This is a genomic window from Streptomyces sp. CA-142005, assembly GCF_050942335.1.
Lineage (GTDB): Bacteria > Actinomycetota > Actinomycetes > Streptomycetales > Streptomycetaceae > Streptomyces.
The window spans coordinates 6,800,837-6,816,913 of sequence record NZ_CP192078.1 but is presented as its reverse complement, the minus strand read 5'-3'; the positions used below and the strand labels follow the sequence as shown (position 1 = coordinate 6,816,913).

Here is a 16,077-nt window from a genome sequence, read left to right as displayed (position 1 = left end):
TCAGGTGACGTCGCCGTCACGCCAGTCGAAGACCAGCTCGCCGCCGTGGTCGAGGGGACCGGCAAGCGCGGGCCGCAGCCAGACGCCCCCTTCCTCCCCCTCGAGCCGCGCGATGCCGTCCGGGGACAGGACGTGCACCTGCCCGCCCCACTGCTGCCAGCCCCGGGCGGCGTACAACAGGGCCCCCTCCTCGCTCGCGGAGAGCGCGCCGAGGTCGTACGCCCGGTCGATCACCCGCTCCAGCTCCCCCATCACCCGTCCGCCGAGCCCGGTGCGCCGGGCGTCGGGCCGTACGGCGACGGCCTCGACATACCCGGTGCGCAGCCAGCGCCCCCGGTGCCGGATGCGCCGCATCACCACGGACCCGTGCGCGGCGAGCCCACGCCCGTCCCGGACGAGCGCGTGCATCCCGCCGAGCCCGTGATCCCAGTCGTCGTCGGAGAGGTCCCCGCCGAACGCCTCGTCCAACAGGGCCCGGGCGGCGCCGAGTTCGGCGGGGTCGAGGTCGCAGGTGTGGGCGAGACGCAGTCGGACGGTCATGGCGTCATGGTCCCACCCGACTGCCGAGGAAGAACCGCCGGCGGATGGGAACGGGCCGGCAAGCCTGCTCAGAGGTCAGGCTTGCCGGCCCGTGTTCACGGGGGGCCGAGGATCAGCCCATGTGCGGGTAGGAGTAGTCGGTCGGCGGGACCAGGGTCTCCTTGATGGCGCGGGTCAGGGTCCAGCGCAGCAGGTTCTGCGGGGCGCCGGCCTTGTCGTTGGTGCCGGAGGCGCGGCCGCCGCCGAAGGGCTGCTGGCCGACGACGGCGCCGGTCGACTTGTCGTTGATGTAGAAGTTGCCGGCCGCGTAGCGGAGCTTCTCCATCGTGTAGGCCGCGGCGGCGCGGTCGTTCGCGATGACCGAACCGGTCAGGGCGTAGTCCGACACCGACTCCATCTGCTCCAGCATCTCGTCGTACTTGTCGTCCTCGTAGACGTAGACGCCGAGGACCGGGCCGAAGTACTCGGTGCGGAAGATCTCGTTCTCCGGGTCGGTGGAGACGATGACCGTCGGGCGGACGAAGTAGCCGACCGAGTCGTCGTAGCTGCCACCCGCGACGATCTCGCAGGTCGGGTCCTCCTTGGCGCGGTCGATCGCGGCCTTGTTCTTGGCGAAGGCACGGTCGTCGATCACGGCGCCGATGAAGTTCGACAGGTCGGTGACGTCACCCATGGTGAGGTAGTCGACCTCGGCCGCGAACTCCTCCTTGAAGCCAGAGTTCCAGATGGAGGCCGGGATGTAGGCGCGGGAGGTGGCGCTGCACTTCTGGCCCTGGTACTCGAAGGCACCACGGGTCAGGGCGGTCTTCAGCACCGCGCGGTCGGCGCTCGGGTGGGCGACCAGGAAGTCCTTGCCGCCGGTCTCGCCGACCAGACGCGGGTACGAGCGGTACTTCTCGATGTTGGTGCCGACCGTCTTCCACAGGTACTGGAAGGTCTTGGTCGAACCGGTGAAGTGGATACCGGCCAGGTCGCGGTGCTCCAGGGCGACCTTGGAGACCTCGATGCCGTCACCGGTGACGAGGTTGATGACGCCCTTGGGCAGACCGGCCTCCTCCAGCAGCTGCATCAGCAGCACGGCCGCGTGGGTCTGCGTCGGGGACGGCTTCCAGACGACGACGTTGCCCATCAGCGCGGGCGCGGTCGGCAGGTTGCCGGCGATGGCGCTGAAGTTGAAGGGCGTGATCGCGTAGACGAAGCCCTCCAGCGGGCGGTGGTCCAGGCGGTTCCAGACGCCCGGGGAGTTCGCCGGGGGCTGCTCGGCCAGGATCTGGCGGGCGTAGTGCACGTTGAAACGCCAGAAGTCGACCAGCTCGCACGGCGTGTCGATCTCGGCCTGCTGGGCGGTCTTCGACTGGCCGAGCATGGTGGAGGCGGCGATCGTCTCGCGCCAGGGGCCGGCCAGCAGCTCGGCGGCGCGCAGGATGATCGCGGCACGGTCGTCGAAGGACATCGCGCGCCAGGCCGGGGCGGCGGCCAGGGCCGCGTCGATGGCGTCCTTGGCATCCGCTTGCGTGGCGTTGCGCAGGGTGCCGATGACGGCCTTGTGGTTGTGCGGCTGAACGACCTGGAACGGCTCGCCGCCGCCCATCCGCTTCTCGCCGCCGATGGTCATCGGCAGGTCGATCGGGTTCTCGGCCAGCTCCTTGAGCTTGGCCTCCAGCCGGGCGCGTTCGGGCGAGCCGGGGGCGTAGCCGTGCACCGGCTCGTTGACCGGGGTGGGGACCTGGGTCACAGCGTCCATAGGTTCCTTGACTCCTTGTACGTGAGCGGGTGTTCGGACTCAGCCCTTGCTGACCATCGAACGGAGGAAGAAGCGCAGGTTCGCCGGCTTCTCCGCCAGACGGCGCATGAAGTAGCCGTACCAGTCGGTGCCGTAGGCGGTGTAGACGCGCATGCGGTGGCCCTCGGCGGCCAGTCGCAGGTGCTCGTCACCGCGGATGCCGTACAGCATCTGGAACTCGTACTCGTCCAGCTTGCGGCCGGCCTTGTGGGCCAGCTCCTGGGCGATGGAGATCAGGCGCGGGTCGTGCGACCCGATCATCGGGTACCCCTCGCCCTCCATCAGGATCCGCAGGACGCGGACGTACGCCTTGTCGATCTCGTGCTTCTGCTGGTAGGCGACCTCGGCGGGCTCCTTGTAGGCACCTTTCACCAGGCGGACGCGGCTGCCGGCGGCGGCGAGGCGGCGGGCGTCGGCCTCGGTGCGGAAGAGGTAGGCCTGGATGACGCAGCCGGTCTGCGGGAAGTCCTTCCGCAGCTCCTCGTGGATGGCGAACATCGAGTCGAGGGTGGTGTGGTCCTCGGCGTCGAGGGTGACGGTCGTACCGATGGCGGCGGCGGCCTCGACGACCGGGCGGACGTTGGCGAGCGCGAGCTCGTGGCCGCCGGGAAGCGCCTGGCCGAACATGGACAGCTTGACCGACATCTCGACCTTCTCGCCGAGCTGCAGCTCCTTGAGGTGGTCGATCAGCAGCAGGTAGGCGTCCCGGGCCGCGGCGGCCTGCTCGGGGGTGGTGATGTCCTCGCCGACGACGTCCATCGTCAGCTCCAGGCCCTTGGCCGTCAGGTCCTTGATGATCGGAACGATGTCGTCGACGGTCTCACCGGGGATGAAGCGGTCGACGACCTGCTTGGTCACCGGGGCCGCCGAGATCAGGCGTCGCATCCGGTCGCTGCGCGACGCGGCGAGAATCACGGGACCCAGCACGGGGCACCTCCACAGACAAGCATCAAATAGGCCATTACCCAACGCTTCGGGTACGGCACGGAGAACCACCGTGAAACCTAAGGATCTCTCCGATCGTGGGCCATCGACAGCTGTCACGCATCCGTGCACCGGATCTCAGACAGATGTATGAAGGCGGCCGGAAAATGAGGGAGAATGCCCGAGTGGCGGCGGATTTCAAGGGTGACTACCAGGAGCTCGTGGACGAGATCTCGGAGCTGCTCGGGGTCCCGGCGACCCTGGAGAACCGCGACTTCGAGCTGATCGCCTTCGGGGCGTACGACAGCGAGGGCGAGCTGGATCCCACCGCGCTGGACCCGGTGCGCACCCGCTCGATCCTGACCCGGCGCTCCACGGCCACGGTCCGGGCGTGGTTCGAGGGCTTCGGCATCACCCGCGCGACCGGCCCGGTGCGGATCCCGCCGAGCCCGGAGGCGGGCGTGTACCGCGGCCGGATCTGTCTGCCCGTACGCCATCGAGGTGTCGTCCTCGGTTACGTCTGGCTGCTGGACGGCGATCCCGGGCCGACGGATGCCCAGCTGGCCGCCGCGATGGAGGTGGCCGGCCGGATCGGCGCGCTGCTCGCGGACGAGGCGGAGGCCGGGGCCGGGCTGAGCCGGGAGCTGCGGGCGGTGCTCACCGCCGAGCCCGGCTGGCAGCAGGACATGGCGGTGGCGGAACTGCGCACCGCCCTCGGCCCCCGCGCCGACGGCCCGCTCACCCTCGTCTGCGTGGCCCCCTGGCCGTCACCCGATCCGGACGACGCCCCCGCCGCCCGCACGATCCCGCACGCCACCGCCCTGTGCACGCTGCCCTGGGGCGCCTCGGAACAGAGCCTCGCGCTGCTGGTACGGCTCCGCGCCACCGAGGTGACCGCGCCCGCGCTGGCGGCGGCCGGCCGGTTGCTGAAGGAGGCGGAGGCGGCTCGCGGGGGGCGGCGAGGCGGGGCAGGCTCAGGCGCTGGTGTTCCGGCGCTGGGCAATGCGGCGCGCGGGGCCGGGGCTCGGACGGCCGCGGCGGGATTCGCCGGTGCGGTCGGGGGCGGCGGGGGTGCCGGATGCGCCGCCGGGGTCGGCGACGCCCGGATCGGCCTCGCCGAGCTGGGCGCGGTCTGGCAGGAGGCCGCCGCCGCCACGCGCGCCGCGCTGGCCGAGCCGCGGTTCGGGCCGGTCGCGGAGTGGGCGCGCATCGGGCCGTACCGGCTGCTGACCGCGCTGCCGCCGCGGGCCGCGCACGATCCCGTGGTCGGCCCGCTCCTCTCCCCCGCTCACCGGGAACTCGCCCGCACCGCCGAGGTCTACCTCGACTGCGCGGGCCAGGCCGCCCGCACGGCCGCCGAACTGGGCATCCACCGGCAGACCCTGTACTACCGCCTGTCCCGGGTGGAGCAGCTGACGGGCCTGGACCTGGACGACGGCGAGGACCGACTGCTGCTGCACATGGCGCTGAAGCGGGCCCGGCTGTAACCCCGCCCTCTCGGCGCAGGGCCTCACCGGGTGCCGCCCGTGCTCGTCGCCGCGATGATCCGCCGTAGGCCCTCGGTGAGTTGCTCGGCGGTGGTCGCCGAGTCCGGGTCGAAGAGCCACTGGACCATGAGGCCGTTGAGGAGGGTCTGGTAGAAGCGGCCCTCGGTGTCGACGGTCTCCTTGTCGACATCGGACTCCGGGATGCCGCTGAACATCGCCACCAGCCCCGAGCGGCCCCCCTCCTGAGCCTCGGCCAGCAGCTTGCGCACCTCTTCCAGCCGCTCGTCCTGGAACATGAGCTCGAAGCTCAGCATCCAGATCGCCCGTGACTCGGGCACCGTGCGGAGGACGCTCGTCCACACCTCCTGGAAGCGCTCCAGCGACCCCGGAGGCTCTGTCACCGTCCCGCCGAGCCCCGGCTCGAACCTCTCCCCCACGCCCTCGATCAGCGAGATGTAGGCCTGCACCAGCAGCTCGGCCTTCGACCCGTAGTGGTAGCCGATGGACGCCAGGTTGGTGCCCGACGCCTTGACGATGTCCCGCGCGGTCGTGCGCAGGAACCCCTTCTCCAGCAGGCAGCGCTTGGCGCCTTCGAGCAGATCCTCACGGTGTCCCATGGCCCACAGCCTAACGCCGATCCATACAGCCGTCCTAGACGCGTGACTTATACAATCGTTCTAGACAAGCGTTTAAGACGTCCGTACAGTCCCTGCCATGACGAACTCGACGAGCACCACCACCTCCGTCGGCGCCGACAGCGCCGCCCCAGTCCGCGCCGGGCGGCGCGAGTGGACCGCTCTCGGCGTACTGATGCTGCCGCTGCTGCTGGTCTCGATGGACGTCTCGGTCCTGTACTTCGCGACCCCCGCGATCGCCGCGGACCTGCACCCGAGCGGCACCCAGCAGCTGTGGATCTTCGACATCTACGGCTTCGTCCTGGCCGGCCTGCTGATGACCATGGGCTCCCTCGGCGACCGCATCGGCCGCCGCAAGCTCCTGCTGACGGGCGCCGCGGCCTTCGGCGGCGCCTCGCTCCTCGCGGCCTACGCCGACACCGCCGAGACCCTGATCGCGGCCCGCGCGATCCTCGGCATCGGCGGGGCGACGCTGATGCCGTCGACGATGGCGCTGCTGCGCACGATGTTCACCGACCCCGGCCAGCGGGCCAAGGCGATCGGTCTGTGGTCCGGGGTGATGACCGGAGGCATCGCGCTCGGCTCGGTGATGAGCGGCATCCTCGTCGAGCACTTCTGGTGGGGCTCGGTCTTCCTGGTCAACCTGCCCGCGATGGCCCTGCTCCTGCTCCTCGGCCCGGTGCTGCTGCCGGAGTCGAAGGACCCGAGCCCCGGCCGCTTCGACTGGCTGAGCGTCCCGCTGTCGATGGCCGCCGTGCTCCCCGTGATCTACGGCCTGAAGGAGATCCCCTCCGAGGGCTGGCACCCGCTGTACGTCGTCTCCGTCACCGTCGGCCTGCTCTTCACGGCCCTGTTCGTCCACCGGCAGCGCACCAGCGCCTCCCCGCTGATCCCGCCCGCCCTGCTGAAGGGCCACGGCTTCGCCCCGGCACTGGTCCTCAACCTCGTCGCCGCCCTCGCCATGATGGGCTCGGCCATCTTCACCACGCAGTACCTGCAGTCGGTCCTCGGCAAGAGCCCGCTGTCGGCGGCCCTGTGGAGCCTGCTGCCCTCGGTGTTCATCGGGTTCGCCGGTCCGGTCACCGCACAGCTCATCCAGCGGGGCGTCAACCGGGGGTACGTCGTCGCGGGCGGCTTCGCGGCCATGGCGGCCGGCTACTCGATGCTCGCCCTCGTCGGCACCGACTCGCTGTGGCTGGCGCTGGCCGGGGCCGGTGTCCTCGCCTGCGGGATGGTCGCGATCGTCTCCCAGCTGACCGACCTGGCCCTGAGCGGCGCCCCGGTGGAGCGGGCGGGCACGGCCTCCTCCCTGCTGGAGACCAGCTCCGAGTTCGGCGGCGCGCTCGGCATGGCGGTCCTCGGCTCGATCGGTACGGCGGTCTACCGCCACGCGATGCCCGCCACCGCCCCGGCCGCGGCCCGCGAGACCCTGGGCGACGCCCTCGCCACGGCCGCCCGGCTGCCCGGCGCGGCCGGTCAGTCCCTGCTCGCCACGGCCCGGGAGGCCTTCACCACGGGCATGCAGGGCGCGGCGATCGCCGGGGCGGCCCTGCTGGTGCTGGCGGCGGTGGGGGCGGCGCTGACCCTGCGGACCATCGAGATGCGGGACGACGAGCAGGGCACGCGGAAGTAGGGCACGGAAAAACGCCGGACGGGCTGAGATTCCTCAGCCCGTCCGGCGTTGTCGATGCGTCAGACGAGGTTCACCGAGCGGGCGGACGTCGCACCGATCTCGGAGGCGACCTCGCTCAGGACGCCGGCGGACACCGTGTCGTCGACGGTGAGCACGGCCAGCGCCTCGCCGCCGGCGACCGCGCGGGCGACCTGCATGCCGGCGATGTTGATGCCCGCCTCGCCGAGGATGCGGCCGACGGTGCCGACGACACCGGGACGGTCCTCGTAGCGCAGGACGACCATGTGGTCGGCGAGCGCCAGGTCGACGTCGTAGTCGCCGACCGCGACGATCTTCTGGACGTGCTTCGGACCGGCCAGCGTGCCGGACACCGACACCTCCTCGCCGTCCGCGAGCGTGCCGCGCACGGTGACGACGTTGCGGTGCTCGGCCGACTCGGAGCTGGTGGTCAGCCGGACCTCGACGCCCCGCTCCTGCGCGAACAGCGGCGCGTTGACGTAGCTCACCGTCTCGTCGACGACGTCCTCGAAGACACCCTTGAGGGCGGACAGTTCCAGCACCTTCACGTCGTGCTGGGTGATCTCGCCGTAGACCTCGACGTCGAGGCGGTGTGCGACCTCCCCGGCGAGCGCGGTGAAGATGCGGCCGAGGCGCTCGGCGAGCGGCAGACCGGGCTTGACGTCCTCGGCGATGACACCGCCCTGGACGTTGACCGCGTCCGGCACCAGTTCACCGGCGAGGGCGAGGCGGACGGACTTGGCGACCGCGATGCCCGCCTTCTCCTGCGCCTCGTCGGTGGAGGCGCCGAGGTGCGGGGTGCACACGACCTGGTCCAGCTCGAACAGCGGCGAGTCGGTGCACGGCTCCTTGGCGTACACGTCGAGGCCGGCGCCGGCGACCCGGCCCTCCTTGAGCGCCGCGTACAGCGCCGCCTCGTCCACGATGCCGCCGCGCGCGGCGTTGACGATGCGCACGCTCGGCTTGACCTTGCGCAGCGCCTCGTCGCCGATGAGGCCGAGGGTCTCGGGCGTCTTGGGCAGGTGGACGGTGATGAAGTCGGAGACCTCCAGCAGCTCGTCCAGGGAGAGGACCTTGACGCCCATCTGGGCGGCGCGGGCGGGCTGGACGTAGGGGTCGTAGGCGACGACCTTCATGCCGAAGGCGGACATGCGCTGGGCGACCAGGGCGCCGATGCGGCCGAGGCCGACGACACCGAGGGTCTTCTCGGCCAGCTCGACGCCCGTGTACTTGCTGCGCTTCCACTCGCCGTTCTTCAGCGCGGCGTTGGCCTGCGGGATGTTGCGGGCGCTGGCGAGGATCAGACCGCAGGCCAGCTCGGCGGCGGTCACGATGTTGGAGGTCGGGGCGTTGACGACCATCACGCCGGCCTTGGTGGCGGCGGAGACGTCGACGTTGTCCAGGCCGACGCCAGCGCGGGCGACGACCTTGAGCTTCTTCGCCGCGGCGATGGCCTCGGCGTCGACCTTGGTGGCGGAGCGGATCAGGATCGCGTCGACGTCGGCGATGGCGGGGAGCAGTTCGGCTCGGTCGGCTCCGTTGGCGTGCCGGATCTCGAAGTCCGGGCCGAGTGCGTCCACGGTCGCGGGCGACAGCTCTTCAGCGATGAGTACGACGGGTTTCGAGCTCACGTGAGGTCCTCACAAGTCCAAAGCATGCGGACGGCCGTCCCGACGGCCGCAGGCGGAGGAGGGGGGCTAGCCGCGGAAGACGCACGACGCTGTGGGCCTGACGCGTGTTTGTTCAGCAGTGTAGTGGCGTGGCGCAGGGCGTCTTGCGCCTCCACGGAAGGATCACCCGTCCGGGGCTGGACGGGGTGGACAACAGATGGACGACGGGGGCCGGAGCATCCCGCCCCGACCCCCGGACGTGAGGCTTACGCCTCCTCGTTGACCCAGCTCATCAGCTTGCGCAGCTGCTTGCCCGTGGTCTCCAGCAGGTGCTCGGAGTCCTGCTTCTTGTACTCGTTGTACTTCTTCAGCCCGCCGTGGTACTCGTCCATCCACTGCTGGGCGAAGGAGCCGTCCTGGATCTCGGCGAGGACCTTCTTCATCTCGGCCTTGGTGGCGTCGGTGATGATCCGCGGGCCGGTGACGTAGTCGCCCCACTCGGCGGTCTCGGAGATCGACCAGCGCATCTTCTCCAGGCCGCCCTCGTACATGAGGTCCACGATCAGCTTCAGCTCGTGCAGGCACTCGAAGTAGGCGATCTCCGGCTGGTAACCGGCCTCGGTCAGGGTCTCGAAGCCCGCCTTGACCAGCGCGGCCGTACCACCGCAGAGGACGGCCTGCTCGCCGAACAGGTCGGTCTCGGTCTCCTCGGTGAAGGTCGTCTTGATGACGCCGGCGCGGGTGCCGCCGATGCCCTTGGCGTAGGACAGGGCGAGCGCGAAGGCGTTTCCGGAGGCGTCCTGCTCGACGGCGGCGATGCACGGAACGCCGCGGCCCTCCTCGTACTGACGGCGCACCAGGTGGCCCGGGCCCTTCGGGGCGACCATGCAGACGTCCACGCCGGCCGGGGGCTTGATGAAGCCGAAGCGGATGTTGAAGCCGTGGCCGAAGAACAGCGCGTCGCCGTCCTTCAGGTTCGGGGCGATGGACTCCTCGTAGACCTGGGCCTGGATCGGGTCCGGCACCAGGATCATGATGACGTCGGCCTCGGCGGCGGCCTCCGCCGGCGTCACCACACGCAGGCCCTGCTCCTCGGCCTTGGCCTTGGACTTGGAGCCCTCGTGCAGACCGACGCGGACGTCGACACCGGAGTCACGCAGCGACAGCGCGTGGGCGTGGCCCTGGCTGCCGTAGCCGATGACCGCGACCTTGCGGCCCTGGATGATGGACAGGTCGGCGTCAGCGTCGTAGAACAGCTCGGCCACTTTGGGTTCTCTCCTTGGTGTGCAGATTGTGCGTCCCACCGTATGACGGTGAGGGGAAGGGAAGTCTCGGGGTCTCGGCATCCGGGCGGACGGCGTGTCGCCGACCGCCCGGTTTCGGCCGTACTCCAGCTTTACGCGGATCGGTCGAGGGCGCGCAGCGAGCGGTCGGTGATGGAACGGGCGCCGCGGCCGATCGCGATCGTGCCGGACTGCACCAGTTCCTTGATGCCGAACGGCTCCAGCATCTTGAGCATGGCGGACAGCTTCTCGCTGGATCCGGTGGCCTCGATGGTGACCGCCTCCGGGGAGACGTCGACGGTCTTGGCGCGGAACAGCTGGACGATCTCGACGATCTGGGAGCGGGTCTCGTTGTCGGCGCGGACCTTCACCAGGACGAGCTCGCGCTGCACGGCCTGCCCGGGCTCCAGCTCGACGATCTTCAGCACGTTGACGAGCTTGTTGAGCTGCTTGGTCACCTGCTCCAGCGGCAGGTCCTCGACGCCCACCACGATGGTGATGCGGGAGATGTCGGGGTGCTCGGTCACACCGACCGCGAGCGAGTCGATGTTGAAGCCGCGACGCGAGAACAGCGCGGCGATTCGGGCGAGGATGCCCGGCGTGTTCTCCACCAGGACGGAGAGCGTGTGCTTGGACATGGTCTTTTTACGTCTCTCTCGCTCAGTCGTCTTCGTTGTCGCCGAAGTCGGGGCGGACGTCCCGGGCGGCCATGATCTCGTCGTTGGAGGTGCCGGCGGCGACCATCGGCCACACCATCGCGTCCTCGTGGACGATGAAGTCGATGACGACGGGGCGGTCGTTGATGGAGTTCGCCTCTTCGATGACCTTGTCCAGGTCCTCCGGGCGCTCGCAGCGCAGGCCCACGCAGCCCATCGCCTCGGACAGCTTCACGAAGTCCGGCACGCGCGTGCCCTTGGCCTCCGGGTTGATGTCGTCGGGGCCGCTGTGCAGCACGGTGTTGGAGTAGCGCTGGTTGTAGAAGAGGGTCTGCCACTGGCGGACCATCCCGAGGGCGCCGTTGTTGATGATGGCGACCTTGATCGGGATGTTGTTCAGGGCGCAGGTGGTCAGTTCCTGATTGGTCATCTGGAAGCAGCCGTCGCCGTCGATCGCCCAGACGGTGTGGTCCGGCTGTCCGGCCTTGGCGCCCATGGCGGCCGGGACCGCGTAGCCCATGGTTCCGGCGCCGCCGGAGTTCAGCCAGGTGGCGGGCTTGTCGTACTGGATGAAGTGCGCGGCCCACATCTGGTGCTGGCCCACGCCCGCGGCGAAGATCGTGCCCTCGGGCGCGAGTTGGCCGATGCGCTCGATGACCTGCTGCGGGGAGAGCGAGCCGTCCTCGGGCTGGTCGTAGCCGAGCGGGTAGGTGTCGCGCCAGCGGTTCAGGTCGCTCCACCAGGCGGTGTAGTCGCCCTTGTGGCCCTCGCTGTGCTCCTTCTGCACCGCCTGGACCAGGTCGGCGATGACCTCGCGGGCGTCACCGACGATCGGCACGTCCGCGGCGCGGTTCTTGCCGATCTCGGCCGGGTCGATGTCGGCGTGGACGATCTTTGCGTACGGGGCGAAGCTGTCCAGCTTGCCGGTGACGCGGTCGTCGAAGCGGGCTCCGAGGGCGACGATCAGGTCGGCCTTCTGCAGCGCGGTGACGGCGGTGACCGCACCGTGCATGCCCGGCATTCCCACGTGCAGCGGGTGGCTGTCGGGGAACGCGCCGAGCGCCATCAGGGTGGTGGTGACGGGCGCTCCGGTGAGCTCGGCGAGAACCTTCAGCTCTGCGGTGGCGTGCGCCTTGATGACGCCGCCGCCGACGTAGAGGACGGGCCGCTTGGCGGAGGTGATCAGCTTGGCGGCCTCGCGGATCTGCTTGGCGTGCGGCTTGGTCACCGGGCGGTAGCCGGGCAGGTCCATGGTGGGCGGCCAGGAGAAGGTGGTCTTCGCCTGGAGGGCGTCCTTGGCGATGTCGACCAGGACCGGGCCGGGGCGGCCGGTGGCGGCGATGTGGAACGCCTGCGCGATGATCCGCGGGATGTCCTCGGCCTTGGTGACGAGGAAGTTGTGCTTGGTGATCGGCATGGTGATGCCGACGATGTCCGCCTCCTGGAAGGCGTCCGTGCCGATCGCCTTGGACGCCACCTGGCCGGTGATCGCGACCAGCGGGACGGAGTCCATGTGGGCGTCGGCGATCGGCGTGACCAGGTTGGTGGCACCCGGGCCGGAGGTGGCCATGCAGACGCCGACCTTGCCGGTGGCCTGCGCGTAGCCGGTGGCCGCGTGGCCGGCGCCCTGCTCGTGGCGGACCAGCACATGGCGGACCCTCGTCGAGTCCATCAGGGGGTCGTACGCCGGCAGGATCGCGCCGCCGGGAATGCCGAATACCGCGTCAGCGCCGACCTCCTCGAGGGAGCGGATGAGGGACTGCGCACCCGTGACGTGCTCGACGGGGGCGGACTGCTGTCCTCCGGATCGGGGCCGCGGCTGCGGATGGGCCCCGGTGGCCTGCTCGGTCATCGGCATTCTCTTCTCGATGCTGAGGGTTTTTGCGAGGTTTGTACGGAGTTCACGCGCTGCACGAACGGCACTCGTGCAACAAAAAACCCCTCGTGCCGCAAGGCAAGCGAGGGGAGCGCGCCGGTGAGGTCGCTGGGGTTTCCGGATCGTCCTCCGGTGGGTCCCAGCTCAGCCGACGCGCTGTCCAAGTACGAGAATTCGGGTGCGCATGGCACTGACCCTCCCCCCGACGCGCACCACGTGTCAAGTGGGTGGGACGGGAGTCTCAGAATGTGAGCGAAGGGCACTGCCGCCTCCGAAGACAGCCGTAACACCCCCTGTGTACACCCCTGGGCGTCCCTTCGGTTCGCTCACACTCCCCGCGAGCGCCGGTTCGGCCGGCGCGTGCGGCACCGGGTAGTGGCCGGATCCGAGCGCCCGGCGCAGCCGGTACTCGTCCAGCGGCCCGGCGAACGCCATGCCCTGCCCGTGCGTGCAGCCCATCGCGCGCAACGCGACGACCTGCTCCGGCAGGTCCACGCCCTCGGCCACGGACTGCAGCCCGAGATCGCCGGCGATCCGCAGCAGGCCACCGGTGATCTTGTGCAGCCGCGCGGACTCCACGACGCCCTCGACCAGGCTGCGGTCGAGTTTCAGGATGTCCACCGGGAGCCTTCTGAGGGCCGTGATGGCCGCGTAGCCGCTGCCGAAGCCGTCCAGCGCGATCCGCACCCCGAGCCGGCGGAGCGCGGTCAGCCGGCGCTCCAGCTCGTCCAGGGAGACCCGCGGATCGGTGTCGGACAGCTCCAGGAGCAGCGCGCCGGGCGGCAGCCCGTGCCGGGTCAGCAGCGCCTCCACGGAGCCCACCGGCATCGAGCGCTCCAGCAGCCGCCGGGCGCTCGTGCGGACGGCCACCGGTACGACGGTCCCGGTCGCGACCCGCTCGGCGGCCTGCTCGACGGCCTCGTGCAGGATCCAGCGGTCCAGCTCGGCGGTCTTGTCGCCGTCCTCGGTCACCCGCAGGAACTCGGCCGGGGTGAACAGCACGCCCTGCGAGGAGCGCCAGCGCGCCTGCGCCGAGACCGCCGTGATCCGGCCGCTCGCCAGGCACACCACCGGCTGGTGCAGCAGCGCGAACTCGCCGTCGTGCAGTGCGGCACGCAGCCGGGTGGCCAGCTCCGCCTTGCGTACGACGTCCTGCTGCATCTGCGGCCTGTACAGCTCGACCCGGCCCTTCCCGGCCGCTTTCGCGCGGTACATCGCGAGGTCGGCGTTGCGCAGCAACTCGCCCGCGCCGAGTCCCTGTTCGGCGAAGGCGACGCCGATGGAGGCGTTGACCCTGACGTCGCTGCCGTCGATGGCGTACGGCTGGGAGAGGGTCACCCTGAGGCGGTCGGCGAGCTCCAGGATGTTCCGCTCCCGGGCGGCACGGTCACGGGTGCCGTCCCCGGCGATCAGGGCCGCGAACTCGTCGCCGCCCAGCCGGGAGGCGGTGTCCCCTTGCCGGACCGCGTCCTGGAGTCTGCGGGCGGCCTGGACGAGCAGCTCGTCCCCGGCCTGGTGCCCGATCGTGTCGTTGACGGCCTTGAAGCCGTCCAGGTCGATGAAGAGCACGGCCGTGCCCAGCAGGGCGGCGCCCCGGTCGGTGGCGCGGCGGCCGGACAGGGCCTGCTGCACGCGCCGGGTGAACAGCGCGCGGTTGGGCAGGTCGGTCAGCGGGTCGTGCTCTGCGTTGTGCTGCAGCTGCGCCTGCAGGCGGACGCGCTCGGTGACGTCCCGGCTGTTGAAGATCAGGCCGCCGTGGTGACGGTTGACGGTCGACTCGACGTTGAGCCAGCCGCCGTCGCCGGACCGGAAGCGGCATTCGATGCGGGTGGTGGGCTCCTCCAGGGGGCTGGCGGCGAGGAAGCGGCGCACCTCGTGCACCACGCAGCCCAGGTCCTCCGGGTGGATGAGCCCGGCCAGTTCCGTCCCCACCAGTTCCTCGGCGGGGCGGCCGTAGACCCCGGCGGCGGCCGGGGAGACGTACCGCAGGACGCCGTTGGGCGCGGCGATCATGATCACGTCGCTGGAGCCCTGCACCAGGGAGCGGAAGTGGTTCTCCTTCTGCGCCAGTTCCTGGGTCAGGGTGATGTTGTCCAGCAGCATGATTCCCTGCCGGATGACCAGCGCGAGGACGACGGCGCCCGCGGTGATCAGCACGACATGGTCGGGTCGGCGCCCGTTGAGGACGTTGTACAGGATGCCCAGGGTGCACACGGCGGCGGCGAGGTACGGGGTGAGGGCGGCGAGGGAGCCGGTGAGCGGCCGGCCGGCCGGATACCGGCTGTGATCACCTCCCGGGGCGGGCACGGACACGTGATGGCGGCCGGTGCCGCGCTGTCCGGGCATGTGCTCGTGGACCACGCGCGTGTGCCCGTCCGGTACGTGCGCCTCCTGTGCGGCCTTGCGGCGGGGCGCGGCCCAGGGGGCGTACGCGAGCAGCAGCGAACCGGCGAACCAGCCGGCGTCCAGCAGCTGCCCGGAGCGGTAGCTGCTGTGCAGCAGCGGCGAGGTGAACAGGGCGTCGCACATCACGGTCAGCCCGAGCGCCCCGATCGCCGTGTTCACCGCGGTGCGGTTGCCCGGGGTGCGCCGGAAGTGCAGCGCGAGCACCATGCTGACCAGCGCGATGTCCAGCATGGGGTACGCCAGCGACAGCGCGGTGTGCGCCACGCTCGGTCCGTCGAACCGGGCCGCCTGGGCGAGCGCCAGGCTCCAGGACAGGGTGAGCAGCGAGCCGCCGATCAGCCAGGCGTCCAGCGCCAGGCAGATCCAGCCGGCCTTGGTCACCGGCCGCTTGGCGAGCACCAGCAGGCCCACGATGGCCGGCGGCGCGAAGCACAGGAAGAACAGGTCCGCGTAGGAGGGGCTGGGCACCGGCCGGCCGAGGACGACCTCGTACCAGCCCCAGACCGCGTTGCCGAGGGCCGCCATCGCCGAGGACAGGGCGAACAGCAGCCAGGCCGAGCGGAAGCGGACGCGGCGGTTGCGGGCGTACAGGAAGCACGAGACCGCGGCGGTGCCCGCCGCGGCGCTCAGCCCGAAGTCGCCCATGATCAGGGCCAGTTCGTCCGCACCCCAGTCGAACGCGGCCCCGACGGCGTAGGCCGCGCAGACCAGGGCGAGAACGAGTTGCTCCATCGCGCGCGTGCGTCCACCGGCGGGCGCGCGCCAGGGCGGCGGCGCCTGCTGCGGATGCGAGGCGCGCACCGCCGCGTCGAGGGCGGTCGTCGCCGAGGGCGGCGCGCTCACCGGGGCCTCCCGGTGAGCGCCGCTCCCGGATCCCGACGGTCCCGGTGCGCTGGGTGCGCATGCCTCCTGCGGCCGCTGTGCCTGCGCTGCTGATGGCTGTGATGGCTGGTGTGGTGACCGCGTCTGCGCGCGGCCGTGCGCCAGGGTCGCCGTCGGCGGCTCCGCCGCGTCGGATCGCTCGTCCATAGGCCGTGCATCGCCCGTCGCCCCCCTCACAAATCTGAAATGTCCATCCCCGGCGCCGAACGGTAGGCGGCGCAGCCCCTTCGGGGACGATACACCAGGATCGTCACTCAGGGACATAGCTTCTCTACGCTCCGTGACGACCAGCGAGGATGTGGGTACGGACCGCATCCGGAGGGTTGCGGAGGGTGCCGGAAACG

Annotated in this window: 11 protein-coding genes; 2 read left to right on the top strand and 9 right to left on the bottom strand. The window is 70.7% G+C overall.

What is annotated here, in order from left to right:
- From ACQPXS_RS31875 to ACQPXS_RS31865, 3 genes are all read right to left on the bottom strand, one after another.
- Positions 1-540: a GNAT family N-acetyltransferase gene (locus tag ACQPXS_RS31875; RefSeq protein WP_433452749.1), complete on the bottom strand. Its 540-nt coding sequence runs from the start codon at positions 538-540 to the stop codon at positions 1-3.
- A gap of 112 nt (positions 541-652) precedes the next feature.
- Complete coding sequence (gene pruA, locus ACQPXS_RS31870; RefSeq protein ID WP_399175025.1) at positions 653-2,284, bottom strand: L-glutamate gamma-semialdehyde dehydrogenase; 1,632 nt, start codon at positions 2,282-2,284, stop codon at positions 653-655.
- Positions 2,285-2,323: 39 nt separating this feature from the next.
- Positions 2,324-3,250 (bottom strand): proline dehydrogenase family protein, encoded by a 927-nt coding sequence (locus ACQPXS_RS31865; protein WP_433452748.1) that lies wholly within the window; start codon positions 3,248-3,250, stop codon positions 2,324-2,326.
- 164 nt (positions 3,251-3,414) lie between these two features.
- On the opposite strand from ACQPXS_RS31865, the gene ACQPXS_RS31860 reads away from it, so the two are divergent.
- Positions 3,415-4,734, top strand: coding sequence for a PucR family transcriptional regulator (locus ACQPXS_RS31860; RefSeq protein ID WP_433452746.1), 1,320 nt, complete (start codon positions 3,415-3,417; stop codon positions 4,732-4,734).
- Positions 4,735-4,757: 23 nt separating this feature from the next.
- Here the strand turns inward: ACQPXS_RS31860 and ACQPXS_RS31855 are convergent, their stop codons facing one another.
- Positions 4,758-5,351 carry a TetR/AcrR family transcriptional regulator gene (locus tag ACQPXS_RS31855; protein ID WP_433452744.1) on the bottom strand — a complete coding sequence of 198 codons (594 nt, stop codon included), beginning with the start codon at positions 5,349-5,351 and terminating at the stop codon, positions 4,758-4,760.
- 97 nt (positions 5,352-5,448) lie between these two features.
- Between ACQPXS_RS31855 and ACQPXS_RS31850 the strand changes: the two genes are divergently transcribed.
- Positions 5,449-7,002 (top strand): MFS transporter, encoded by a 1,554-nt coding sequence (locus ACQPXS_RS31850; RefSeq protein ID WP_433452743.1) that lies wholly within the window; start codon positions 5,449-5,451, stop codon positions 7,000-7,002.
- A 59-nt stretch (positions 7,003-7,061) separates the two neighbouring features.
- Here ACQPXS_RS31850 and serA read toward each other — a convergent pair whose 3' ends face one another.
- The 5 genes from serA to ACQPXS_RS31825 form a co-directional block, all read right to left on the bottom strand.
- On the bottom strand, positions 7,062-8,651 hold the full coding sequence (gene serA / locus ACQPXS_RS31845) for a phosphoglycerate dehydrogenase (RefSeq protein ID WP_433452742.1): 1,590 nt from the start codon (positions 8,649-8,651) through the stop codon (positions 7,062-7,064).
- 245 nt (positions 8,652-8,896) lie between these two features.
- Positions 8,897-9,895, bottom strand: a complete 999-nt coding sequence (gene ilvC, locus ACQPXS_RS31840; protein ID WP_390683205.1) for a ketol-acid reductoisomerase — start codon at positions 9,893-9,895, stop codon at positions 8,897-8,899.
- A 131-nt stretch (positions 9,896-10,026) separates the two neighbouring features.
- Positions 10,027-10,551, bottom strand: coding sequence for an acetolactate synthase small subunit (gene ilvN / locus ACQPXS_RS31835; protein ID WP_055708145.1), 525 nt, complete (start codon positions 10,549-10,551; stop codon positions 10,027-10,029).
- Positions 10,552-10,573: 22 nt separating this feature from the next.
- Entirely contained in the window at positions 10,574-12,421 is a 1,848-nt protein-coding gene (locus tag ACQPXS_RS31830) for an acetolactate synthase large subunit (protein ID WP_433452739.1), read from the bottom strand.
- 243 nt (positions 12,422-12,664) lie between these two features.
- Positions 12,665-15,880 (bottom strand): EAL domain-containing protein, encoded by a 3,216-nt coding sequence (locus tag ACQPXS_RS31825; protein ID WP_433452737.1) that lies wholly within the window; start codon positions 15,878-15,880, stop codon positions 12,665-12,667.
- Positions 15,881-16,077: the final 197 nt, after the last annotated feature.

Bases quoted from the DNA above. Each gene is read 5' to 3' on its own strand.
- ACQPXS_RS31875 (WP_433452749.1), bottom strand. From the start codon at position 540: ATGACCGTCCGACTGCGTCTCGCCCACACCTGCGACCTCGACCCCGCC.
- pruA (WP_399175025.1), bottom strand. From the start codon at position 2,284: ATGGACGCTGTGACCCAGGTCCCCACCCCGGTCAACGAGCCGGTGCAC.
- ACQPXS_RS31860 (WP_433452746.1), top strand. From the start codon at position 3,415: ATGAGGGAGAATGCCCGAGTGGCGGCGGATTTCAAGGGTGACTACCAG.
- ACQPXS_RS31855 (WP_433452744.1), bottom strand. From the start codon at position 5,351: ATGGGACACCGTGAGGATCTGCTCGAAGGCGCCAAGCGCTGCCTGCTG.
- ACQPXS_RS31850 (WP_433452743.1), top strand. From the start codon at position 5,449: ATGACGAACTCGACGAGCACCACCACCTCCGTCGGCGCCGACAGCGCC.
- ilvN (WP_055708145.1), bottom strand. From the start codon at position 10,551: ATGTCCAAGCACACGCTCTCCGTCCTGGTGGAGAACACGCCGGGCATC.
- ACQPXS_RS31830 (WP_433452739.1), bottom strand. From the start codon at position 12,421: ATGACCGAGCAGGCCACCGGGGCCCATCCGCAGCCGCGGCCCCGATCC.
- ACQPXS_RS31825 (WP_433452737.1), bottom strand. From the start codon at position 15,880: ATGGACGAGCGATCCGACGCGGCGGAGCCGCCGACGGCGACCCTGGCG.